The organism is Nocardia sp. NPDC050710, assembly GCF_040654375.1.
Lineage (GTDB): Bacteria > Actinomycetota > Actinomycetes > Mycobacteriales > Mycobacteriaceae > Nocardia.
The window spans coordinates 92,166-113,977 of sequence record NZ_JBFAHV010000014.1 but is presented as its reverse complement, the minus strand read 5'-3'; the positions used below and the strand labels follow the sequence as shown (position 1 = coordinate 113,977).

Here is a 21,812-nt window from a genome sequence, read left to right as displayed (position 1 = left end):
CTCGAATCATGCAGTCCTGGTCCGATACCGCCTTACCGACCGTTCCCGGAGCGGGGCCGCCGTTGCGGTTGTACGACACTGCCGACCGGCAGGTGCGGCCGGTGACGCCGGGCCCGACAGCCACCATGTACGTCTGCGGGATCACCCCCTATGACGCGACCCACCTCGGGCACGCGGCCACCTACCTGACCTTCGACCTGGTCAACCGCCTGCTGCGGGACGCGGGCCACGAGGTGCACTACGTGCAGAACGTGACCGACGTCGACGACCCGCTGTTCGAGCGAGCCACCCGCGACGGGGTGGACTGGCGTGATCTGGGCACCCGCGAGATCAACCTGTTCCGCGAGGATATGGCCGCACTGCGGATCGTCCCGCCGCGCGATTACATCGGCGCCATCGAATCGGTGGACGAGGTCGTCGAACTGGTCGGGAAACTGGTCGCCTCGGGCGCGGCCTACATCGTCGACGACGCCGAGTACGCCGACATCTACTTCCGTGCAGACGCCAACGAGCAGTTCGGCTACGAATCCGGTTACGACCGGTCCACCATGGAGCGGCTGTTCGCCGAGCGCGGCGGCGACCCGGACCGTCCCGGCAAACGCGACACCATCGACGCGCTGCTGTGGCGTGCGGCCCGCCCCGACGAGCCGTCCTGGCCCGCCCCGTTCGGCGCGGGTCGCCCGGGCTGGCATATCGAGTGTGCGGCGATCGCGCTCAATCGCATCGGCCCGGAATTCGACATTCAGGGTGGCGGCAGCGACCTGATCTACCCGCATCACGAATACTCCGCCGCGCATGCCGAGTCGCTGGTCGCGGGCCGCCGCTTCGCCCGGCACTATGTGCATGCCGGTCTGATCGGCTTGGACGGCGAGAAGATGTCCAAGTCCAGGGGCAACTTGGTGCTGGTCTCCGCACTGCGCCGCGCGGGCACCGACCCGGCCGCGATCCGGCTCGGCCTGCTGGCCGGTCACTACCGCCAGGACCGGATGTGGACCGACGCGGTCCTCGACGAAGCTGTGGCTCGTCTCGACCGCTGGCGTCGCGCCGCGGCCCTGACCACCGGCCCGGCCGCGGACGACACCGTAGCCCGCCTGCGCCAGCACCTCGCCGACGACCTGGATACCCCGAAGGCCCTTGCCGCCGTGGACAACTGGGCTCAGCAGGCGCTCGGCTACGGCGGTCCCGACGCCGAAGCTCCCCGCCTGATCGGCACCGCCGTCGACGCGCTGCTCGGCATCGGTCTCTGACATTCGGATCGCCGGATCCAGAGCCCCGACCGGAATCGGCCACCCGGTCACCTGGCATGGGCCGGTGATAACCAGCGTGCTCGGCCAGCTCCCTCGGTGGTTCGGCGCTGCCGACGGCCTTGCCCCCGGGCCGTGGACGTGATCTGGTGCAGGGGTGTGCAACATTCATCCGCGCCGGTTGATCAGTAGGCGTTCGGTATTGGGCGGTGCGCTGGGCGCCGGGGTACTCCTGGCCGCCGGGCGGCTGGAGGCGGTCGGCGAGCCCGGTTCGGCGCGGACTGTTCGAGCGCGGCAACGGTTCTTCGGTGCCGACGCGGTCGACGCCGAAACCGGGGCGGTGCGCGCGGACCGGGTAGTGCTGTCGTGGGTCGGATGCACCACCTACGCGGTGGCGATCGGCGGCACGGTTCTGCTGCTCGACGCCTGGGTGCCGCGGCTGACCAGCTCCGGTTATGTGCCTGCCACCGCGCAGGAACTGGCCGATCTGCGGCCCGAAGCGATTTTCATCGGACACGGGCATTTCGATCACGCCGGAGACGCGGGGCGGATCGCGCAGGCCTGCGGCGCGGTGGTGCACGGGACCGCCGAACATTGCGCGGCAATCCAGACGCAGGTGTCCGACCCCACGTTCGCGACGGTTCCGCTCGGTGACGTGGACACCCCGATCGGTGAGCGCCACGAATTCACCGTCGGCACGGTTGCGGTGACTGCCATCCGGCACCTGCATTCGGCGCCGGTGGCACCGGACCGCACCGATCCTTCGTCCCCGTTCTTCCCGGTGCCGGAACTCTGCGCCATCGTGCGGCATCCACCGACGCTCGGCGATGTGCTGCAGAATGTGCCCCGGCTGGGTGACGCCGAGGGTGGTGTCCTGCTCTATCAACTACGGGTGCCGGGCTTCACCATGGTCTGGCACGATTCCGCGGGCCCGCTCACCGAAAAAGCTCCGCACGTCTACGAGGTCCTCGCCGACCTTCCCTCGACCGACCTCCACATCGGCGCCATCCAGGGCTACAACCAGATCACCAACGGCCTGCGCGACCCGCGCCGCTATATCGAGGCCATAGCCCCCACCCTGTTCGTCCCCACCCACCACGACAATTGGCTCCCCGGCCTCACCGCGGGGGCCGCCAATTACGACCCCCCACTGCGCACCGAACTCGACCGCATTCCCGCCGGCCACCGCCCGGAATTGCGCACCCTGCACGATCCGGACGACTACATCCGCCCAGATCGTCTCACCTTCCACCTCTAGCCGCGGCGGGACCTCGCTCAGGCCAGGACCAGCAGCCCGGTGAGGTACATGGCGGCGACACCGGCCGCGATACCCGCGATGGCGGTGGTGTCCAATGCCGCCAACGTTCCGGATTCGCGACGGTTGTCAGCGCGCAGCGCGGGGGTGATCTGGACGACGACCTGAAGGATCGCGCCGATGCCGAGCCCGAGCAGCAGGATGGACAGCTCGGCGTTGTTGATGCCCGCGCCGACCACGGCGCCGAGGATGGCGGGGGCGCCCGCGATCAGGCCGAGTCCGATCAGGCGGGTGAGGGAAGGACGCGCCGAGGCGACCAGGGGGCTGACGATGGCCAATCCTTCGGTCGTGTTGTGCAGCGCGAATCCGATCACCAGGCCCGCGCCGAGGGCGAGTTCACCCAGCGCGTAGGCGGATCCGATGGCAAGACCCTCACCCAGGTTGTGCAGGCCGATGCCGATGGCGATCATGAGCGCCAACCGCAATCCCCGGCGTGGGTCGTCGGTGATGTCCGCGGACATGCTCTGGCCCGCGGGGGCGGGGTCCGGTCCGGCCGAAGCGGTTGCATCGGCCGCGTTTTCGCGTGCCGTGCCATCGTCGGCGGGCTGCGCGACCGCACCTGTACGTCCGGCCAGGTAGCGGTCGATGAAGGTGAGGGCGAGGAAGGCGAGTATCGCGCCCAAGGCGAGCAAGGAGATTCCACCGAAGGCGCCGCCGGTGCGGTCGCCGAGTTCGGAACCTTCGAAGGCGGCGTCGACGGCCAGGAAGATGAGCAGGCCGACGGTGATCGCGAGCAGGAATCGGATGCCGCTCTTGCCGACTCGGCGCAGCACCGGCAGCAGCAGCATGCCGAATACGACGGGGACGATGCCGACGTAGGTGCCGAGCAACGTCATGACCGCGAACAGATCGCGTCCGCCGGTGGGGGTTTCGACGGCGGCGGCGATCTCGTGTTCGATGACGAGGCCGGTCGAGGTGAGCATCGACACCATGTACGGCTGACCGTCCTGCCACGGATAGTCCAGGCGCAGCACCTCGCCGTCGCGTGGATCGATCGGGTTCGCACCACCGCTCACGTCGACGAACGCGTCGTTGACGAAGACCTGTGCGACCTGCACCGGGTCCGGGCCCGAGTTGCGGACGGTCAGTTCGATGACGCCGGGGGAGAACCGGACCTGTTCCACCGCGAGTTCTTCCACCGGCGGCCCGATCCGTTCCGGCAGCGAGCGCCCGCCCAGCACCGCCAGTGCGGCGAGTGCCAGCCCGAGCAGCAGCACCACCGCGACGGTCGGCACCCACGCGGGCGCGGTCTTCGACGACTCGGTACTCATTCGGTCACCTCGAAGAAGCCCATCCAACCCAGTTCGGCGAACTCCGACTTGTGCGCATGGAACATGTACTTACCCAGGTAGGGGAAGCGGAGTTCGCAGATGCCGCGTTGCCCTTGGCCTTGCACGATGGTGTCGGTGTATTCGGTCGGTTGCAAACGGGTGCCGGTGGGGTAGTAGTCGAAGAAATTGCCGTGGATGTGGAAGCTGTTGATGGGGTCGTATTCGAGCGCGTTCACCAGGTAGATCCGCACCAGCTGATTGCGTTTCACCCGCACCGGCTCGTGCATGTAGTGAAACGGGATGCCGTTGACGGCATAGAGCTGATTGCCTTCGGCGTCGAAGGTGGTGTTGTAACCATGCTGCACCATCACCAGTTCGTCGGCGGCCGGGCGCGGCTGCGGCGGATCGACGATGAAGGTGCCGTACATGCCGCGGGCGAGATGTTCGGCGAGCGGTCCGACATGGCAGTGGTAGAGGTGCAATCCGAATGGGCTGGCATCGAATTCGTAGACGCTGGTCTGCCCGGGTTGGATGAGGCCCGCGCCGAGGCCGGGTGTGCCGTCCATCTCCGCCGGGTGGATGCCGTGGAAATGCATGGTGTGCGGGTGTTCGGAGCCGTTGGTGAAGGTGATGCGCAGCAGGTCTCCCTCGGTGCAGCGCAGGGTGGGTCCGGGGACCCTATTGTTGAAGACCCAGGCCGGAAAGTGCACGCCCGGAGCGACTTCCAATTCCCGGTCGGAAGAGAAGATCTCCCATTCGCGTACCGTGCGCCCGGTGGCGTCCTTCGAGACGGTTCCGTAGTCGAAATCGCGCAGGATCTCGGTCGGGTTGAACCCGTTGCTGTGATGGTCGACGACGGCGCCCTTGCGGAACGTCGGGCCGCTGGCCCCACCGCCGTGCGCGGCTGCGGCGCTGTCGTGTGCCCCGTGACCGGACTGTTCGGCCCGCGCCTCCGGCAATCCCGCTCGTGCCGCTACCGCCGCTCCACCGAGGCCGAGCAATGCGCCGCCGCCGGCCAGAAACCCCCGGCGCGAGGCACCCCTCATCGGGTCGTCCCGCTCCAACACATGCGCCTTCCCAAGAAAGTTTCGTCTTCCCTAAGTTAGATGTATGGGGCCTCGAATACAACTATGCGGTCAACCGTCCCAACCGGTCGTCTGGCCGATCACGGACCAGTTCTCGTCCGGACCGAGCGGCGCAGCCCACGGCGCCCGATCCTGGATTGCGGCAGGCCATGAGCCGAGATCGGCCTGTGAGGTGCCGCGCAACGCGGCCGGTATGGATGATCGCCGAGACGGGAGATCTATTCGGATGGTTCGAGCAACTCCTGAGAGCGCGCTGTCGCCCGACACGCCGACGGCCCGGCTTCGGCGGACGTCCGGAAATGCCGAGGAGCGAGCGTCCCTAGGGCTGCCCCGGCTCGTCGTCCGGCCGTTCTTCGAGCCTTTCCACGAGGGCCGAGGCGATGATGGCCACGGCCCGATCATCGTCTCGTGCCAGTTGCCGCAGGGTGGTCAGCGCGATGGTTCCCGGCATCTCGGCGAGTGCCTGGGTCAGTCGCATCCGCACCGCCGAGTCCCCCGCGTGTGCGGTGAGCTCATCGACCAGCGCACCGATGATCCGGTCCGCCCACTGCGTGTCTCGCGCCAACGTCCCCAAGATCTCGGCCGCCTCGACATCGTTCGGGCCCTCGACCACCGTGCCGATCAGTGCCGGCACAGCCCGCGTCAGGCCCCGCGCACCCAGTGCCAGAGCAGCATGTCTGCGGACCGTCGCGTCCGCGTCCGCGAGCGCTTCCGTGAGCACCGCGGTCGCCTCGTCGCCCGGCAGCTCGGCGAGCGCCAGGACCGCGCGCCGCCGAACCTCGACGTCGTGCGAGCCCATGCCGGATGCCACGCCCGCCACACCGTCACTGCCCGCCCGTGCGAGGGCCCACCGCAGGGCGCCGGCAACGTTCGGATCGGTTTCGGTGAGGACCGCCTCGGCCAGCAGCTCCGCAGGCACCGACACGTCCTCGGCCGGGGCCAGGACGGTCTGCTGCCGCCGGGCAGCACTCTGCGAACCGAGTCCGTGCAGGAGCTCGATAATGCGCAAAACGTCGTGCCAGCCGGAAGGCTCGGCCGCATCGACCGTACGGAGCCGCTCGAGGAGTTCCAGCTCCCGGTTCAGTCGTTCTTCGGTCTTTCGGATGAGGTTGGTGACCAGTGCGGACGGGGTGAAAGCGACATCCTCGAGAGCGCGTCCGATTTGGCTCAGGGACAGTCCCAGGGACCGCAGCCCCTCCACCTGGAAGATCCGCCGGATGTCTTCCGGGGAGTATTCGCGATAGCCGCCCACGGTGCGGCCGGTCGGTCGCACCAACCCGAGGGAGTCGTAGTGCCTGAGCATCCGGGCACTGACCCCCGAACGGCGCGCCACCTCCCCGATCAGCACGCAGTTGTCTCCTCCCGGTCCGGACCGAGCGCGACAATCCGTCTCGCCTCATCGACGGCGAGGTCGAATCCGGCATCCGGGTCACGCAGGAGCTGCTCGGTAACCCGCGCATGCGCCCGCACCATCGGGTCATGATGTGCCATCGCCGTCCGAAGGACCGGCTCGACCACGTCGCCGAGCGCGACGAGTGCGCGGCTCAGGCTCAACCGTACCTCCCGGTCACCGCGGCCGAGTTGGATGGCCAATTCCGCGGCCAGACCTTCCTTCTCTCCGCCCGGCACGAGAACGACGGCAGCGCGCCACGCACTCCGCGCGACCTCGTCGTCGGCATCGTGTAGCAACAACCGCGTGATCGCCGACCACGCACTCTTGTCTCCGATCTTGGAAAGAGTGTGCAATGCCTGGCTGCGGGCCTGAGCGTGCTCGGAACGGAGTTCCGCGCGAAGTTTCGGCACCGTGATCTCCGCCGGGAGACGGGTCAGCGCCCAGGTGAGCATGTCGCGCACGAAGAAGTCCGGCTCGATCGCGCACCGTTCGACCAGCGCGTCGACGAAACCGGGTTCGGGATGCGTGCCGATTGTCAGAGCCGCCTCGAGCCGAGTCGACGAGTTCCTCGCCGCCAACGCGTCGAGCAGTCGCATGTCCTGTGGATTCCTGTGTGTCGAATTGATGGGGACCACCTCCGACAAGCCAGTGAAGGGCTTCACACAGTGACAATGTCAAGTGCACAGGCGAGACGCCGTGGACATCGCTGCACTCGGCCCGGCCGACCTCGAACTATCCGGCCACCGAGGTATCCAGCGCCTCGATGGGTTCGTGCACCGTCGCGTGACGCTCGGGGGTGTACATGCGCTCGATCTCGGTCGCGTATTTCTCGGCGATCGGCTTGCGACGCAGCTTCATGGTGAGGGTCACCTCGTCACCGCCGGGTTCCCAGAAGGTGGGCAGGATGGTGAAGCGTTTGATCTGTTCGACGCGTGAGAGTTTCGCGTTACCCGCGGCGATCCCGCGTGCGATCTCCGTGATCACGCCGGGGTCGGCGGCGAGTGCGGCGGCCGAGGCGTCCGGCAGTGCATGCTGGGCGGCGAAAGGTGCCGCGGATTCCGCGTCGAGGACGATGAGCGCCGTGGTGAACGCCCGGTTGTCGCCGATGGCGGCGATCGAGCCGACCAGCGGCGCGGCGGCCTTGATCGCATTCTCGATATTGGCCGGGGACATGTTCTTTCCGCCCGAGTTGATGATGAGTTCTTTCTTGCGGTCGACCACGCGCAGATAACCTTCGCCGTCCACCGTCATGATGTCGCCGGTGTGCAGCCAGCCGTCGGCGTCGATCGCGTCGGCGGTTTTGACGGGTTCCTTGCGGTAGCTTCCCATCACCAGCGGCCCACGCACGAGGAATTCGCCGTCCGCGGCGATCGTGTACTCCAGCCCGGGCAGCAATTTGCCGACGGTGCCGAGGCGGGCCTCGAGCGGTGGGCTCACGCTGGCCACGCAGGTCAGCTCGGACATACCCCATACCTCCGAGATCGGGATGCCGAGTCCGTAGAAGAAGCCGAGGGTTTCCGGCGGCACCGGCGCCGCGCCCGATATTGCCCATTTCACCTGGTCCAGGCCGAGTTTCGCGCGCAGCGCGGAGAGCACCGCGGTATCGGCCCGCTCCCACTCCGCGGCCACCGCGGGATCGAGTGGCTCGTCGCGCAGCCGGGCATCGGCCTTGAGCCGGGCGACGTCCAACGCCCAGTGCAGCGCCGCCCTGGTGGTTTCATCGGGTTCGTTGGCGACCGAGAACTCCACGGCCGCCTTGAATTTCTCCCACACCCGGGGCACCGCGCCCCAGATGGTGGGCCGGGCGTCCAGCAGTGCGGCGGGCAGCTGGGCACGGTCGGGCACCACGGTGATCTGGGTGCCGTACACCTCCTGCAGGTACAGCGCGGTGAATCGGTCGGCCATATGCGCGGTGGGCAGGTAGGAGGTTTGCCGGTCCCCGAATTCGACCGGAAGCACCGACGCGAACGCGCGGGCCTCGAAAAGCAGGTTGGCGTGGGAGATCTCGACGCCCTTGGGATTGCCGGTGGTCCCGGAGGTGTAGCAGAGGGTGACGATATCGTCGGGCCGTACCGCCTGCCAGGTGCCGTCGAAGTCGAAATCGCCGCGGCCGAGCGCCTTCAGTTCGGCGACTCCGATCGTTGCGGCATGCTCCGCGTCGACGCACACGATGGTCTCGATCGGCACCCCGCACCCGAGGATCCGCTCGACGTACTGCGCCTCGCAGATCACCACCCGGTTGCCCGCATTGTCGAATACGTAGTTCAGCTGTTCGGCGGAAAGCGTGTTGTAGACAGAGAACGAGGTCGCCCCGGTGTGCTGCACACCCACCTCGAGCGGGTAGAACTCGACCCGGTTGCCCATCATCAGTGCGACGGTGTCGCCGCGCCCGATGCCGAGCGCGTGCAGCCCGGCCGCGACCGCGCGGACCTCGTCCGCGTAGTCGCGCCAGGTCAGCGCCCGCTCGCCGCCGATCGAGCGGACCGCCACCGCATCCGGGTCGATCGCCGCGACCTGCTGAAATGCCGCACAGGAAGTGTTCGGTTCGCTCATCGTCAATCCCATTCGCCGACAACGACTTTGCACCGACGGTAGGTGGACTCTCGGCGTGGCGCGAGAGGTTTCGCCCGATTGTCGCGCCCCTTGCCGATTGCCCGTCGGTTGCGTGCCGCACCTTTTTGTCACCCCACTCGGGGGGCACTGACGCGGCGCGGGACATCCCGTCACCCGATGGGGGTGTGGCGGCTAGGCGTGCGGCTGGTAGCGGATGGAGCTCGCACCGACGGAGCCGAGCACACACATCAGGCAGAGCCCGGCGATCAGGTTGATCGCGGCGGTCGCGATGCGGGTGTCATTGTCGGTGTCGAAGGTGAACGGCAGGATCACCACGGCCGCGGTCAGTAGTGCCATGATCCAGTAGAAGAAGGTCAGCGGATTCGGCATGAACAGCAGCAGCAGATACAGCAATGCCGTAGCCAACAGCGCGAATCCGGCGCCGAGCAACGCGTAACCGGTGGTGTCGGCACTCCCGTAGACGCCCGCACCCTCGGGCGCGAGCACCGGAATCCCGAATACGCCGCGCACCAACAGCATCCCGACCACGATTACCACTGCGACGACCAGCGCGGCACCGATGCCACCCTCCCACAAGCGTCCCGCGTTGATACGCGGGAGAGGCCGCTGGAACCTCGGGTCCGCGGACTGCGGCGGCCGGGGGCGACGGGGTCGACGAGCTTGTTCAGAGAAGTCGCTCATGTGCCCGACGGTACTCCGGCTATTGTCCGGCAACTTCACGTGGCACCCGCCACGCCGACGCGCGGGTCGGACCTCGACCATCACCGAATCCGGCGTCGCGGTCGCTCGCCGGGAGCCTGCCGCCCGCGCGCTGATCTGTCGCGGATCACCAGAGTTGCTGATAGTGGCGGACGGCGTCGACGGCGAGGGCAATACCGAGCAGTGCGAACAGGATTCGGACCGAGCGCGGGCCGTAGCGGGTGAGGGTGCGGACGACCGCGCGGTAGCGGCGGCGGGCGTTCGGGCTGTTTCGGGTGGCGAGGATCAGGACCAGCACCGGCGGGACCAGGGCGAGCGCACAGTAGACGACGATGATCAGCGGCCACAGCGGTGGCTGCCGCGCGGAGATCATGGCCAGCGCGGCGAGATAGGGAACCGCGGTCGGCGCCTGCGCGAGTCCGATTGCCACACCGGCCGATCCGAGCACCCAGGGGCGGCGGCGCACGGTGACGGCCCATACGGGCGGTTCCGCGCGCCCGGTCATCGGTATACACGCAAATGCGATAAGGACGGCCGCGATGCCGAGTTCGCCCCAGTATCGGAGGGTCGGGGTGAGTTCGAAGTCGACAAGCCCGGTGAGGAAGTTCAGGCCGAGCACCGTGCACAGGCCGAAGGTGGTGGTGACCGCGAAGACCCCGCTGAGGAAGCTGAGCCCACCGGGGATCGGTGAGCGCCGAGCCAGTCGGCTGTCGTACACGACCGCGGTGGTGACTCCGACCAACAGGACATCGAGGGAATCGAGGAACGCGAACCCGGCGAGGGCTAGGAGGAGAGTCAGCATGACCTCGCCACCCTATGCGAGAGTGGCTGCGGCCTGGTGGGGCCGATCGCCCGCTTCCCATTTCAGGATAGGGAAGCGGGGGTGGAAAAACATCGGCCCGCAGGGCGATGTTCCGAGGGGGTCGCGTCCCTAGTCTGGTGCTTCCCCGCACCGGCTGCACCGAGCGCGTCCGCTGGCGACTCCGTTTGTCATCCGGCGAACCCGACCACCCCCGAACACCGAGGAGGACGACATGACCGAGGAGATGGCGACCGAGGTGGGACCGTCGCGGATCGAGGTGGCCTACGAGCGCCTCGGCGATCCGGCCCGGCCGCCGGTGTTGCTGATCATGGGCGCGGCCGGGCAGTTGATCAACTGGCCGGACGGGCTGTGCGCCGAACTCGTCGACCGGGGCCTGCACCTCATCCGCTTCGACAGCCGCGACACCGGCCGGTCCACGCGCTTCTCCGACGCGTGCCCGCCCGATATCCGTGCGGCCATGGCCGGTGACCTGTCCTCGGCCTCGTACACGCTCTCGGATATGGCCGCCGACAGCGTCGGTCTGCTCGACGCGCTCGGCATCGGCAGCGCACATGTGGTCGGCGCTTCGATGGGCGGGATGATCGCCCAGACGATCGCGATCGAATATCCCGGCCGGATCCGGTCATTGACCTCGATCATGTCCTCGACCGGCGATCCGGACGTCGGGCGGTCCGATCCGGACGCCTTCGGGGCCGCGGGGCCGCCGCCCGCGGACCGTCCCGGTTATATCGACTGGTCGGTCCGGTCCATGCGTGCGACGGGGTCACCCGGCTTCACCTTCGACGAGGCGGCCGCGGCCGAACTGGCCGGACGCGTCTACGACCGCGGGTTCGACCTGGACGGCATGATGCGCCAGGCGGTGGCGGTACTGGCCTCCGGCGATCGCACGGCGCGTCTGCGGTCGCTGCGGCTACCCACCCTGGTGCTGCACGGCACCGCCGACCGTCTGTTCGATATCAGTGGCGGGCAGGCCACCGCCGAAGCCGTTCCCGACGCGAAACTGATGACTTTCGACGGTATGGGTCACAGCCTGCCCCGCGCGCTGTGGGCCACGTTCGCCGACAATATCGCCGAGGTCGTCTACCGCGCGGAAGCGGGGGTGGGCGGCGCGCCGGTGCCGAACGATAGTCGCCCGTAAGTCAATTCGGCTGTCGGCTGCGGAACCAGTCTGCGAAGTCGACACACGCGCACGGGCTGTCCAGCGCCGGCCGCCTCACCACGGCAATGGCAGCAACTCGACCAGGCCGCCGCGCCCCACATCGGGACCGACCAGCGCCAGCGCCTGACAACCGATGAGATCGGCGAGGTGCGGCGTTTGGACCGGTCCGATCGTCTGCCACACTCCGCCGGGCATCTGGCGGACCGGCAGCACACGGGTCGCTGCGCCCGCCGAACCCGATCTGTCGATGATCCGGCCCCACCACCGCGGTCGTGACGTTCGCGCGGTCAGAGCGTCCACGATCGCCGGACCGGTGACCATCAACGCCGCGATCGCCGCGAACGGATTGCCTGGAAGCCCCAGCAGTACCCGGCCATCCGGCAGCACCGCCACTATCTGCGATCCACCCGGACGCATCGCCACACCATCGAATACGATCCGCGCCCCGATCTCGGCCAGTACCGGCCGCAGATGATCGGCCGCGCCGCGCCCGGTCGCTCCGGCGACGACCACCATCTCCGAGTCGCGAGACACCGAGAACCACGACTCGAGCAGTTCCCGGCAGTCCCGCAGATGCCACACGTGTTGGCTCCGGATATCGCACGTCCGCAAGAACTCCGGCAACACCGGCGACAACGAGTCCCGCGTCTGCCCGGCAGCGAGCGGCCCGCGCACCCGTATCTCGTCACCGGTCATCAACACATCGGCGCGCACCGGGCCGCGGACCATCCCGCACGGGGTCTCGGCGCTGGCCGCCGCCGACACCACTGCCGCGCACACCCGGGTTCCTTCGGATACCAGGACATCACCGCGTTCCCAGTGTTCGCCGCGACGACGCGTGTCGTCCTTCAGCGGAGCATCCGGCGCGCGGAGGATCGCACTGCGCCCGGAAGCCCGCGCACGCACGACGAACTCGTCGCGCACGACCGCGGTCGCACCCCTCGGCGTCGGAGCCCCGGTCGCGATACGCACCGCGACACCGGAATCCAGATCCCGGCCACCGGTGTGGCCCGCGTATCGGATTTCGGAACGCAGCAACCACGAAGGACCGGGCCCGCTCACCGCATACCCATCCATCGCCGCGGTATCCACGCGCGGCAGCGCCGACTCCGCGACCAGCGAATCCGCCAATGTCGCGCCCAGCGCGTCGCCCAGCAATGTCGACCGGACGTCCAACGCTGCCACCGCAGATGCCACCACGTCACCGATGGCCTCGACCCCGATTGGCGGAAAGGTCTGGGCTACCGGAGAACCGACCTTCGCGACCTGCGACCGCGCTACCGCCACCCGCCACATCCCATCTACTCGACCACCGAAGCGGGTAGATCCTCGTACGCGGTAATGTCGATCGCTTTTCCCCGTAATTGCGCGACTGTCACGGAACGCTCACCGGAAATGCGCGGCTACGGTGCGCCCGGTCGGTGTGCTGCGCCGCTGGCTGGACTCAGGATATCGATGCCGGTGGTGGGGGCTTGTCCGTGTGACACATCGAGCGGGCTTTCGCCGCTTGTAGCTGGTCCAGTGCCGGTTTGGTCGGGCCCAGCGCCGCGCGCAGGTCGTTTTCCGGGTCGCCGCCGAGATGCGCGAGTAGGAGGGCGCGGCGGAAATATGTCCATGCGTCGCTGGGATTTGTCCGCAGGCATATGTCGAAATCGGCCATTGCTTCGTCATAGCGGCCGAGCAGACCCCGTGCGTAGCCGCGGGCCGATAGCGCGACGCTTCGCGCCGGTTCCGACAAGCCCATGGCGATCGCGGAGTCCAGATCCGGCAGCGCGAGCGCCGGACAGCCGATGTCGGCGAGAATCTCTCCCCTGAGCACCAGCCACTCCGGCACGCCCGGCGCGATGCTGATCAGTGCCGTCAGTACGTTCACCGCATCGAAGAAATCCCCGGCATTGCGGTGCGTCCACACCGAGTCCTGCAGCTGCCGATAATCCAATATCTGATCGGCTTGGAAACTGCCGGGGCGGAAGCGGCTGAGCCGACCGTCCGCCCGCAGGGCCTCGGCCACCGCGGTCCGTGCGAAGTGGACTTTCTCGTCGTACTCGGTCTCGAACGGGCCGTTCGGCGTGGACGCGCTCACCGTCGCCGACTGCTGCCGAGGGGGTGCCACGAAGGGAATCCTGACACCGCCCGGACCCTCCAATACCAGACCAGCCGCGGAAAACACCCTCGAATCGTCCTCGGAATCGGGGGCGATCCAGTGGACGACTGCTTGCCAGTCGACTATTACCCGGCCGTCGGCGATCTCCAGCACGGTACCGGGTTCGATCTCGCCGTTGTGGATGGCGACGAACAGACCGTGTTCGAATGTCACCGAACCCATCGACGACTGCCCGAACAGCGCGCTCGTGACAAAGAAGTCGCCGGCGAACACGGCCTTGTCGAAGAAGGCCGTGTGCATGAATCGTGCCCCGAGAAACGTTGTGCTGGCCCCGAACCTTGTCTCCCGGAACAGGGCGTGGCCGCGGAATGTTGCGGCGAACACGGCAGGCATCGCACCGAACTGCGCGAGATCGAAGGACGCGGTGTCGCCGAAGGAAGACCAGCCGAACAACGCCCACGAATGAAACCCGACCTGGTTGAAACCCGCGGCTCGGTGGAACACCGCCTGGGTAAAGTGGGCCTCCGCGTTGAAGACCGCGTCCGCGAACCAGGCGACGTCCTGGAACACCGTGTCGACAAAGAAGGCATGTCCGGTGAAAGTCGTTCCGTCGAATGTGGTGTAGCCCTCGAACCAGGCGCCGCCGAACTCGGCGTTCCCATCGAAGCGCGCCGCGCCGAATGTGGTTCTCCCGTGAAAGCTCGCCTGACTGAACAGTACGGATCCGAACGAACAACCACTGGCGTCGAGGTTGTGCAGTTGAGCCCGGGTGAGATTCACTTCCATGCCTGCCCAGAACAGCGAGCGGGAACCTGCGGGCAACGTATCGGGACGCAAATGCTTGGTGAGGATGCGCTGGACATCCTGGCGTACCTCACGTTCGTGCGAATCAGCCTCCAACGGTCTTCGCAAATACGCACACAACACATCGACGGTGGTTTGACGCCGGCTCTGGTTGTCTTGCCCTATCGACTCGAGCGCATAGAACCCGGCCAGTCGCAGCGCAGTGTTCTCCGAGCCGATCTGCGCAATCGCCCTGCCGTAAGCGTCGTCTATCACCGCAGGCTGCACGAAGATGGTGCCCAGGTTGTCGCCGCCGATATTGACCTGCCGGGCGTTGTCGAACGCCTGTGCCAGGAACCCCTTCATCGCTCGGTCCCGCCGAATCACTGCCACCAGTCCACGGATCTCATCCGCAAAATCCGGGTCGGCTCGGGCTTCCGTGGTGATTCGCTCGGCCAGCACCCCCCACCCCTTGCCGGTCGGGTCCGCACCCGACACCGCGACCGATGCACCGGTCTCGGGATCCGTATCGAAGCGGCTGGTGATCACTTCACGCAGCCGCTCCACGGCGTCGCGGGTACCCTCGCTCGATCCCTGGCCATTTCGCGATGTCAGCGTCGCCGCCACAGCGATGCCCAGTGATATCAGCTCCATGTCCCCCCTCCATCACCACCAAGGGTAATGAGCCATGACCCCTCGATCGATATCTGTCTCGCCTGCTTGACACTGTCGCCGCCGTGACCATTTCCGAGGCATTGTGGTGCGTTGGGAAGCGCCGAGATGCGTTCGGCTTCTTGGTCTTCAACCGAACGACTGGCCGCCGAGACCGTGTCGGGCCCGGTGACCGCCGCCGCGGTTATCCACGAGATGCTCGATCAGCTCGTTCCGGCAGGCCCGGTCCCGCTATCGCGCCGGCTGCTGATCACCAACGGTGTTCTGCTGGAACGCGATCGGCACCTGGACCATCCGGAGCGCTGGGTGCCCGGTAAGCCGGCACCACGACCTGGATTTCGCAGGACCGATCAATTCGGACCGGTCGGTACTATGCTGACTGTTTGCCAGCGGTGTTCGAGTTCGTGAAGGGACCGGCGATGGCGGCGAGGCGGAGATGACGAAGCTGCCGCGCTACGCGGCGATGCTGGCGGCGCCCGGCGTCTTGCCCAGCGACGATGATCGGTGGGCTTACGAGGTGAAGTTCGACGGCATCCGGGCGGTCGGCTACGTCGCCGACCGGTTGCAACTGCTGTCGCGCAACGGCAACGACATCACCACCGCGTGGCCCGAAATCGCGCCGATCGCTCCCGCCGACCCCGCCTTCGTCGTCGACGGGGAGATCGTGGTGTTCGACTCCGGCGGGCGCCCGTCGTTCGGGGCGCTGCAGCCGCGGATGCATCAGCGCAACCGGGCCGCGATCCGCGCCCTGGCCGCCGCCGCGCCCGCGACCTACGTCATCTTCGACCTCCTGCACATCGGTGACCGGCCACTGATCGACCTGCCCTACCGACAGCGCCGGGAACTGCTCGAACGGATCGGACTCGACGGGCCGCATCGGCGGATCTCGCCGCAGCTGAACGGCAGCGGCACGGACCTGCTCACCCAATCCCGCCGCCTCGGGCTCGAGGGCATCGTCTGCAAACGCCTCGACAGCCCCTACCTGCCCGGACGCCGCAGCCCGCTCTGGACGAAGGTGAAGAACCTGCGCTTCCAGGAAGCGGTGATCGTCGGATGGAACCCGGGAACCGGCAGCCGCACCGGGCGCATCGGGTCGCTGATTCTGGCGATCCCCGACCGGAAAGGCGACCTCGTCCACGTCGGCAGTGTCGGATCCGGCTTCACCTATGCGATGCTCACCGACTTGGAGGCGAAACTCGCACCGCTGCAACGCGATACACCACCGATCACCAACCCGGGAGGCCTCACCAGCGTGGTCTGGGTGGCCCCCGACCTCGTCGGAGAGGTTGCCTTCACCGAATTGACCGGTGACGGCCGACTCCGACACCCCTCCTGGCGAGGGTTGCGCCCGGACAAGACACCACGGGAAGTCGGATGGGAATTATTCGATTAGCTGCAACGCTGGGGCCGACGCGCACGACAGCGACGCCGCCGACGATGTAGCCCTCCTGCGGCCGGTTGTCGCCCTTCGGCCGAGGTCTCGAGCAAGGCTGACGGCTGTCGTTACTTGTCGCCGAACTTCGACTTCAGTTCCTCTGCTGCTTTCGTCTCTCCGGGGTCGTCGGGCTCTTCGTCGTCGGATGGCGGCGGGTCGTATTCGGTGACCTCTGCGTAGGGATCAGTCGGCATGGTGCGACTCCTCAACTCGTTCGAAAACGGTCGATCCCGACAGTATCGCTGGGCATTTGTCCATGTGCAGCAACGGAATACAGTGGACAACTGTCCTCCATTCGGCTTTCGACAGGGCCGACCTATCTGCAGCCAGGGCGACCACCCGATGTCGATCGGTGCGGCCGTCGCCTCGCTGGTCGGCTTGATCAGGCGCAGAAACCTGTGCGCAGCGACCGCCACGGCCAGGCCGACGCCGAGCGCAAGGATGGCCGCGAGGAACCACTCGGATCCGTCCCGCGCGCCGAACGAGTGTGGCCCGACCAGGCGCGCAGTCAATTTTCGCTCGCGGATTCCTCATCGGATGGGACGGTCCGGGCGGTGACCGGGCCGCCTCAACCGGTGAGGAGTGCGGTGCACCCCGGGTTCCGGTGTGGTGTCGCGGAACTCGGGGTGCGTCCGCGGTGGGGTCCTCGAGTGTCGGCGCATGGCATCTACCTCCGTTCGAATGGGCAGCGGTGGGCTGCAGGTCAGGTCAGGCGTGCAGCCTGGTGAGGAAGGCGTTCATATTGTCGACGACGCGGTCGATCTTCTCTTCGAGAGTCAGATCCTCGCGGTATCGGCTGCCGAGCGCCGGTTTCTTCTTGCCGCGCGCGTAGAGCGAGCAGGCCAGATCGGTGCACATGTAGGTGCCGATCGAATTGCCGCGTCGCCCGGATTCGCCCGCCTTGTGCGCGGTGAGCAGCGAGACGCCGCCGCCGGTGTGGCTGGTGAGGCAGATCGCGCACATCTGGGTTCGGCCCGATCCGCCGGTCTCGTAGCGCAGCGCGACGCCGACGAGACGGTCGTCTCGAGGGGCGACGAGATAGCAGCGACCGGGCAGCGACGGATCGCTCCAGCCCAGGAAGTCCAGGTCGCCCCATGGGCGAGCGTCGAGGTCCCGGGGCACGGGCAGGCGTTTGGCATCACCTTTCGAACAGTTGATGAACGACGACCTGATGTCGCGTTCGGTGACGGGTTCCATGACGGTTCGATTCCTTCCATTCGGTGGATAAACCGGAGAGACGTTACGGCGCGCCGCGGGGTCGAACAAACGACTTTTTCGTCTCCCGTCGAACCTCCACACGGCCTCGGGGTAGGACCGCGCTGGAGGCGGTTCTGCTGCCTGCCCGCTCCGGCTCGATCACAACCTCATGGGCCAGTAGAGACGATCTCCTGCGATCACATCGAATGAGTCGATCGCTTACATATTGCCGACAGCTGCACCGTCGAGCCTGCGGTATGTCTTGATGCGGTAATCGACCAACTACGAATGCCAGAACTCGCAGATCACAGTTGGCGACGCCAATGTCAACACCCGATGTAATGAGTTCGCCGAATGCTCGCCGCGTCACGCTGTACACGTCTGAGACAGGAGAATAGATTCGTCGGGCATGGACACCATTGAGCTCGACGCGCCGGACGGTGCTCTGCAAGCGGTGCTGGCGCGACCGACCGGTGACGGGCCGTGGCCGGGGGTCGTGGTGCTGCACGATGGCGTGGGGTTCGGCGTCGACATTCGCAATCACGTCGAGATGCTGGCCGACTACGGCTATCTGACGATCGCACCGAACCTGTTCTCGCGCGGGCGGATCCGCTGCATTCGCGCGATCATGCGCGCGCTGCTGTTCACCGGCGACGGCGCACCGGTGCGCGATATTCTCCGCGCGCGTGACCATCTTCTCGCCGATCCGGAATGCACCGGCCGCACCGCGGTCATCGGGTTCTGCATGGGCGGTGGGTTCGCGCTGCTGTCCGCGCCGAAGGGTTTCGATGTGGCGGCACCGTTCTATCCGGGCCTGTACGGCGACTATCGCAGCCTGCTCGACGGCGCCTGCCCGGTCGTGGCCAGCTACGCCGGGCTCGATCCGTCACTGATCGGGGCGCCCGCCAAACTCGAATCCGCGCTCACCGCACAGGGTGTCGCGCACGATATCAAAACCTATCCCGGGGTAATGCACGGCTTCGCCAATGTCTTGCCCGGGGACCGGCTGCTTCGCGTGGCGGGCCTGGGGCACGACGAGGAGTCGACCCGCGACGCCTGGCATCGCATCTTCGCCTTCTTCGACACCCACTTGACCGCCGCCGCGGACCAGGGCTGATCATTCACCGCGCCACCGCGGCGCGCGCTTATCCGTGAATGCCCGCGGGCCTTCGAGCGCATCCTTGCTGCGCAGGACCGGCGTGGCTTCCTCGAAGCTCATCCGCCAGATCGGATCGTCCCATTCGGAGCCGAAGTCGTTGACGCGGTGCATGATCCGTTTGGTGGCGCGCACCGACAGCGGGGCGTTGGCGGCGATGGTCGCGGCCAGTTCCACGGCCGTGTCGAGTACCGCGGCCGCGGGGACCACCCGGTTGACCAATCCCCAGTGCGCGGCGTCGGCGGCGTCGATCGGTGTGCCGGTCAACGCCATCTCCAGCGCGATCTTGGGCGGGATCTGCCGTGGCAGCCGCAGCAGCCCACCCGCGGCGGCGAACAGCCCCCGCTTCACCTCGGGCAGACCGAGCGCGGCGTCCTCGCTCATCACGGCCAGATCGCAGGCGAGCACGATCTCGGTGCCCCCGCCCAGGGCGAATCCGTTCACGGCCGCGATGAGCGGTTTGTCGACGAAATGCTGGACCAGACCGGCGAATCCGTATTCGGGATGGTCCGGGTCGTGGATGGCGCCCCCCGCGGCCAATTCCTTCAGGTCGGCGCCCGCGCAGAAGGCGCGCCCCGCTCCGGTGATCACGCCCACCCGCAGGTCGGGATCGGTGGCCAGCTCGTCCAACGCCGCGCCGACCGCGCGGGACAGCGCGGAGTTCACCGCGTTCATCGCCTCGGGCCGATTCAGGGTGATGACGGCGATATGGCCCCGGCGTTCCAGGGTGGCGGCCTCGGTCACGGCGATACCTCCTCGTTCATGTGGGCGCGCGCTGGATCGGGCGGCGCGCGCCCACAGGTTCGACTGCGACGGTATTACTCCGAGGCGGTGAGCGCGGCGACCGCCGGGGCGAACATGGTGTTCTTGATGGCGCCGAGTGTGCCGGGATCCTTGCCGCCGAGCGGGGCGAGCAGTTCGAGTGCGGTGGCGGTGACCGCGTCGGCGTCGACGGCGGCATCGACGATCTCGAGGGCGGCGGCGTCGACTCCACCGAAGCGGCGGCCGGTGGTCATCGAGGCGACCGCCGCCTTCGGGGTCAGCTTCGCCTGGATGAGCGCGGCCATACCGTCGGTGAACGGGATGTGGATGTCGACCTCGGGGAAGCAGAAGTAGCCTCGGTCGGCGCGCATCACCCGGTAGTCGTGGGCGATAGCGAGCATGGCGCCCGCCCCGAATGCGTGCCCGGGCAGCGCGGCGGCGGTCGGCACCGGCAGCGTGAGCACGCGCGCGAACAGGGCGTGCACCCGGCCGACGTACCACTGGGCGCGATCGCCGTTGGCGGTGAGCCACTCCAGGTCCAGTCCGTTGGAGTAGAACTTGCCGCTCGCGGTGGTCACCAGGCCCTGTGCGCCGTCGGCGACGACGGTGTCGAGGTGGGCGTTCACCTCATCGAGAAAGGTGGGGGAGAAACGATTCTCGTCGCCGCCCAGATCGAGGACGGCGATCTTGTCGTGGTAGCTGAGGCTGGTCATTCCGTATTCCTTATCGTGTGGGCCGGTCCGGCGGACCGACGTCGAGAACCGCGCGGACCGCGGCCCGAAGATGTTCGCGGGCAAGTGGATCGGCGAGCCGATCGCGGCGCAGCAGGATCGCCGTCGGCAGGTCGACCAGGCAGGTGGTGAGAACGTCCACCGCGCGGCGATCCCCGCGCCCCCACAGTCGCCGCGCCAGGCGGACCATCAGCTGCACCAGCGCCCGATCCGCTTCCTGGAGTTCGGCGGCGACCTCGGCCGCCAGTTCCTCGCCGAGCAGTTGTTCACGCGACACGGTGAGCAGCAGCCGTGAGGAGTCGGGGTAACGCTCGGTGAATACGACCGGCGCCTCGGCCGCGGCCACCACCGCGTCGACGGCCGCGGGATCATCGTCCGCCGATGTTCCGGTATGCGCGTCGACCAGTTCTGTTTGCACCGCGTGAAACCGCTGCGCGGCCCGTAGCCAGGCGCGGCCGAGCAGTTCGGCCCGGGATCCGAAGGTGTGGTAGAGCGCGCCATTGGATATGCCGGTGGCCGCGGCGACAGCGCGGATAGTGACGGCGGCGGGCCCGGAGCGTACGGCGAGGGACTCCGCGGCGTCGAGCGCGGTATCGGGGTCGTGGGTCCGGGGGCGTGGCATGCCGGCAACTATAACAGAGCGATTGCTCTGTTATACAAACCGGGGCGTCTTGTCCACTGGCACTGCATATTTCACCCGGTTACAGGTACTGTGGATCCACTCGAAGACACAGCGCAGATTTCGCCAGGCTCGACCGCGCGGACAATACGATGCGGTACTGTTCGGACCTCTGCCCCCTGCCCGCACGAACAGAACGGCACCCGAATGTCACGAGTGGTCACCAAGGAGCAGTACTTCGACACCGCTCTGGAGGTGCTCGCCGAACTCGGTTTCAAGGGCCTCAATATCGGGGTTCTCTGCCGACGGCTCGGCGTCACCAGCGGCTCGTTCTACCACCATTTCGGCAGCTGGCAGGGTTTCGTCGACGCCCTGCTCGAGCACTGGGAGAACCGGCAGGTGCTGATCCTGCGCACACTCAACTTCAACCAGGGCAATCCCGACGACGATATCCGCGCGATGTCCGATCTGGCCGCGGGCCTGCATCACGCCGCCGAGGCCGCCATCCGTGCCTGGGCCGCCAACGACGAATCGGTGAACCTCGCGCTCAAGCGGGTCGACGAATCCCGCCGCCGCACCGTGCACAAAGCGATCAAGGGTGTCATCGGCGAGGACGAACTCACCGCCGTGGTCACCTCCCTCGGGATGGCGATGCTCGTGGGCTACCAGCAGATCGCCGCGGGCGGCAGCGAGGATGTGTCCCTGGACAAACTCCTCGCCGAATACGCCCGCCTCATCTACTCCCACGCCCGCCGCTGACCCTCGCCCCGGCCCGTCGAGCGTGGGCCGG

The 21,812-nt window shown here is 67.4% G+C and carries 20 protein-coding genes; 6 read left to right on the top strand and 14 right to left on the bottom strand.

Going from position 1 to position 21,812, the window contains the following annotated elements:
* The first annotated feature begins 8 nt into the window (after positions 1–8).
* Positions 9–1,247, top strand: a complete 1,239-nt coding sequence (mshC, locus tag AB0H61_RS23115; RefSeq protein ID WP_357307761.1) for a cysteine--1-D-myo-inosityl 2-amino-2-deoxy-alpha-D-glucopyranoside ligase — start codon at positions 9–11, stop codon at positions 1,245–1,247.
* A gap of 154 nt (positions 1,248–1,401) precedes the next feature.
* Positions 1,402–2,502 (top strand): MBL fold metallo-hydrolase, encoded by a 1,101-nt coding sequence (locus AB0H61_RS23110; protein ID WP_357307759.1) that lies wholly within the window; start codon positions 1,402–1,404, stop codon positions 2,500–2,502.
* 17 nt (positions 2,503–2,519) lie between these two features.
* Here AB0H61_RS23110 and AB0H61_RS23105 read toward each other — a convergent pair whose 3' ends face one another.
* From AB0H61_RS23105 to AB0H61_RS23075, 7 genes are all read right to left on the bottom strand, one after another.
* Entirely contained in the window at positions 2,520–3,830 is a 1,311-nt protein-coding gene (locus AB0H61_RS23105) for a ZIP family metal transporter (RefSeq protein ID WP_357307757.1), read from the bottom strand.
* A complete protein-coding gene (locus AB0H61_RS23100; RefSeq protein ID WP_357307755.1) occupies positions 3,827–4,876 on the bottom strand; it encodes a multicopper oxidase domain-containing protein in 1,050 nt (349 codons plus the stop codon). The genes AB0H61_RS23105 and AB0H61_RS23100 overlap by 4 nt, the downstream gene beginning before the upstream one ends.
* A gap of 358 nt (positions 4,877–5,234) precedes the next feature.
* Positions 5,235–6,263 (bottom strand): HEAT repeat domain-containing protein, encoded by a 1,029-nt coding sequence (locus AB0H61_RS23095; protein ID WP_357307753.1) that lies wholly within the window; start codon positions 6,261–6,263, stop codon positions 5,235–5,237.
* Positions 6,257–6,904 carry a HEAT repeat domain-containing protein gene (locus AB0H61_RS23090; RefSeq protein WP_357307751.1) on the bottom strand — a complete coding sequence of 216 codons (648 nt, stop codon included), beginning with the start codon at positions 6,902–6,904 and terminating at the stop codon, positions 6,257–6,259. Before AB0H61_RS23090 ends, AB0H61_RS23095 begins: the two co-directional genes overlap by 7 nt.
* A 136-nt stretch (positions 6,905–7,040) precedes the next feature.
* Positions 7,041–8,867, bottom strand: a complete 1,827-nt coding sequence (fadD11, locus tag AB0H61_RS23085) for a fatty acid--CoA ligase FadD11 (RefSeq protein WP_357307915.1) — start codon at positions 8,865–8,867, stop codon at positions 7,041–7,043.
* Between the two features lie 186 nt (positions 8,868–9,053).
* Positions 9,054–9,563 carry a DUF6069 family protein gene (locus tag AB0H61_RS23080; protein WP_357307748.1) on the bottom strand — a complete coding sequence of 170 codons (510 nt, stop codon included), beginning with the start codon at positions 9,561–9,563 and terminating at the stop codon, positions 9,054–9,056.
* A 145-nt stretch (positions 9,564–9,708) separates the two neighbouring features.
* Positions 9,709–10,383 carry a GAP family protein gene (locus AB0H61_RS23075; RefSeq protein ID WP_357307746.1) on the bottom strand — a complete coding sequence of 225 codons (675 nt, stop codon included), beginning with the start codon at positions 10,381–10,383 and terminating at the stop codon, positions 9,709–9,711.
* 232 nt (positions 10,384–10,615) lie between these two features.
* Between AB0H61_RS23075 and AB0H61_RS23070 the strand changes: the two genes are divergently transcribed.
* Complete coding sequence (locus tag AB0H61_RS23070; protein ID WP_357307744.1) at positions 10,616–11,542, top strand: alpha/beta hydrolase; 927 nt, start codon at positions 10,616–10,618, stop codon at positions 11,540–11,542.
* 75 nt (positions 11,543–11,617) lie between these two features.
* On the opposite strand, the gene AB0H61_RS23065 is transcribed toward AB0H61_RS23070, so the two are convergent.
* Positions 11,618–12,850 (bottom strand): molybdopterin-binding protein, encoded by a 1,233-nt coding sequence (locus AB0H61_RS23065; RefSeq protein ID WP_357307742.1) that lies wholly within the window; start codon positions 12,848–12,850, stop codon positions 11,618–11,620.
* A 157-nt stretch (positions 12,851–13,007) separates the two neighbouring features.
* Positions 13,008–15,104 (bottom strand): hypothetical protein, encoded by a 2,097-nt coding sequence (locus tag AB0H61_RS23060; RefSeq protein ID WP_357307740.1) that lies wholly within the window; start codon positions 15,102–15,104, stop codon positions 13,008–13,010.
* 454 nt (positions 15,105–15,558) lie between these two features.
* Here AB0H61_RS23060 and ligD point away from each other — a divergent pair, with 454 nt between their 5' ends.
* On the top strand, positions 15,559–16,515 hold the full coding sequence (gene ligD / locus AB0H61_RS23055) for a non-homologous end-joining DNA ligase (protein ID WP_357307738.1): 957 nt from the start codon (positions 15,559–15,561) through the stop codon (positions 16,513–16,515).
* A 110-nt stretch (positions 16,516–16,625) separates the two neighbouring features.
* On the opposite strand, the gene AB0H61_RS23050 is transcribed toward ligD, so the two are convergent.
* Both AB0H61_RS23050 and AB0H61_RS23045 read right to left on the bottom strand, forming a co-directional pair.
* On the bottom strand, positions 16,626–16,751 hold the full coding sequence (locus AB0H61_RS23050; protein ID WP_357307736.1) for a hypothetical protein: 126 nt from the start codon (positions 16,749–16,751) through the stop codon (positions 16,626–16,628).
* Positions 16,752–17,265: 514 nt separating this feature from the next.
* Positions 17,266–17,754 (bottom strand): FBP domain-containing protein, encoded by a 489-nt coding sequence (locus tag AB0H61_RS23045; protein WP_357307734.1) that lies wholly within the window; start codon positions 17,752–17,754, stop codon positions 17,266–17,268.
* A 409-nt stretch (positions 17,755–18,163) separates the two neighbouring features.
* Between AB0H61_RS23045 and AB0H61_RS23040 the strand changes: the two genes are divergently transcribed.
* Positions 18,164–18,871, top strand: a complete 708-nt coding sequence (locus AB0H61_RS23040; protein ID WP_357307732.1) for a dienelactone hydrolase family protein — start codon at positions 18,164–18,166, stop codon at positions 18,869–18,871.
* Here the strand turns inward: AB0H61_RS23040 and AB0H61_RS23035 are convergent, their stop codons facing one another.
* The 3 genes from AB0H61_RS23035 to AB0H61_RS23025 form a co-directional block, all read right to left on the bottom strand.
* Positions 18,872–19,654: a crotonase/enoyl-CoA hydratase family protein gene (locus tag AB0H61_RS23035; protein ID WP_357307730.1), complete on the bottom strand. Its 783-nt coding sequence runs from the start codon at positions 19,652–19,654 to the stop codon at positions 18,872–18,874.
* Positions 19,655–19,728: 74 nt separating this feature from the next.
* On the bottom strand, positions 19,729–20,385 hold the full coding sequence (locus tag AB0H61_RS23030) for an enoyl-CoA hydratase-related protein (protein ID WP_357307729.1): 657 nt from the start codon (positions 20,383–20,385) through the stop codon (positions 19,729–19,731).
* A gap of 10 nt (positions 20,386–20,395) precedes the next feature.
* Complete coding sequence (locus AB0H61_RS23025) at positions 20,396–21,025, bottom strand: helix-turn-helix domain-containing protein (RefSeq protein WP_357307727.1); 630 nt, start codon at positions 21,023–21,025, stop codon at positions 20,396–20,398.
* Positions 21,026–21,229: 204 nt separating this feature from the next.
* On the opposite strand from AB0H61_RS23025, the gene AB0H61_RS23020 reads away from it, so the two are divergent.
* Positions 21,230–21,781, top strand: a complete 552-nt coding sequence (locus AB0H61_RS23020; RefSeq protein ID WP_357307725.1) for a TetR/AcrR family transcriptional regulator — start codon at positions 21,230–21,232, stop codon at positions 21,779–21,781.
* Positions 21,782–21,812 lie beyond the last annotated feature (31 nt).

Excerpts from the sequence above, each read along its gene's own strand:
- AB0H61_RS23075 (WP_357307746.1), bottom strand. The coding sequence starts at position 10,383 with ATGCTGACTCTCCTCCTAGCCCTCGCCGGGTTCGCGTTCCTCGATTCC.
- AB0H61_RS23105 (WP_357307757.1), bottom strand. The coding sequence starts at position 3,830 with ATGAGTACCGAGTCGTCGAAGACCGCGCCCGCGTGGGTGCCGACCGTC.
- AB0H61_RS23080 (WP_357307748.1), bottom strand. The coding sequence starts at position 9,563 with ATGAGCGACTTCTCTGAACAAGCTCGTCGACCCCGTCGCCCCCGGCCG.
- AB0H61_RS23050 (WP_357307736.1), bottom strand. The coding sequence starts at position 16,751 with ATGCCGACTGATCCCTACGCAGAGGTCACCGAATACGACCCGCCGCCA.
- AB0H61_RS23060 (WP_357307740.1), bottom strand. The coding sequence starts at position 15,104 with ATGGAGCTGATATCACTGGGCATCGCTGTGGCGGCGACGCTGACATCG.
- mshC (WP_357307761.1), top strand. The coding sequence starts at position 9 with ATGCAGTCCTGGTCCGATACCGCCTTACCGACCGTTCCCGGAGCGGGG.
- AB0H61_RS23100 (WP_357307755.1), bottom strand. The coding sequence starts at position 4,876 with ATGAGGGGTGCCTCGCGCCGGGGGTTTCTGGCCGGCGGCGGCGCATTG.
- ligD (WP_357307738.1), top strand. The coding sequence starts at position 15,559 with ATGACGAAGCTGCCGCGCTACGCGGCGATGCTGGCGGCGCCCGGCGTC.
- AB0H61_RS23030 (WP_357307729.1), bottom strand. The coding sequence starts at position 20,385 with ATGACCAGCCTCAGCTACCACGACAAGATCGCCGTCCTCGATCTGGGC.
- AB0H61_RS23090 (WP_357307751.1), bottom strand. The coding sequence starts at position 6,904 with ATGCGACTGCTCGACGCGTTGGCGGCGAGGAACTCGTCGACTCGGCTC.
- AB0H61_RS23020 (WP_357307725.1), top strand. The coding sequence starts at position 21,230 with ATGTCACGAGTGGTCACCAAGGAGCAGTACTTCGACACCGCTCTGGAG.
- AB0H61_RS23040 (WP_357307732.1), top strand. The coding sequence starts at position 18,164 with ATGGACACCATTGAGCTCGACGCGCCGGACGGTGCTCTGCAAGCGGTG.
- AB0H61_RS23070 (WP_357307744.1), top strand. The coding sequence starts at position 10,616 with ATGACCGAGGAGATGGCGACCGAGGTGGGACCGTCGCGGATCGAGGTG.
- AB0H61_RS23045 (WP_357307734.1), bottom strand. The coding sequence starts at position 17,754 with ATGGAACCCGTCACCGAACGCGACATCAGGTCGTCGTTCATCAACTGT.
- AB0H61_RS23025 (WP_357307727.1), bottom strand. The coding sequence starts at position 21,025 with ATGCCACGCCCCCGGACCCACGACCCCGATACCGCGCTCGACGCCGCG.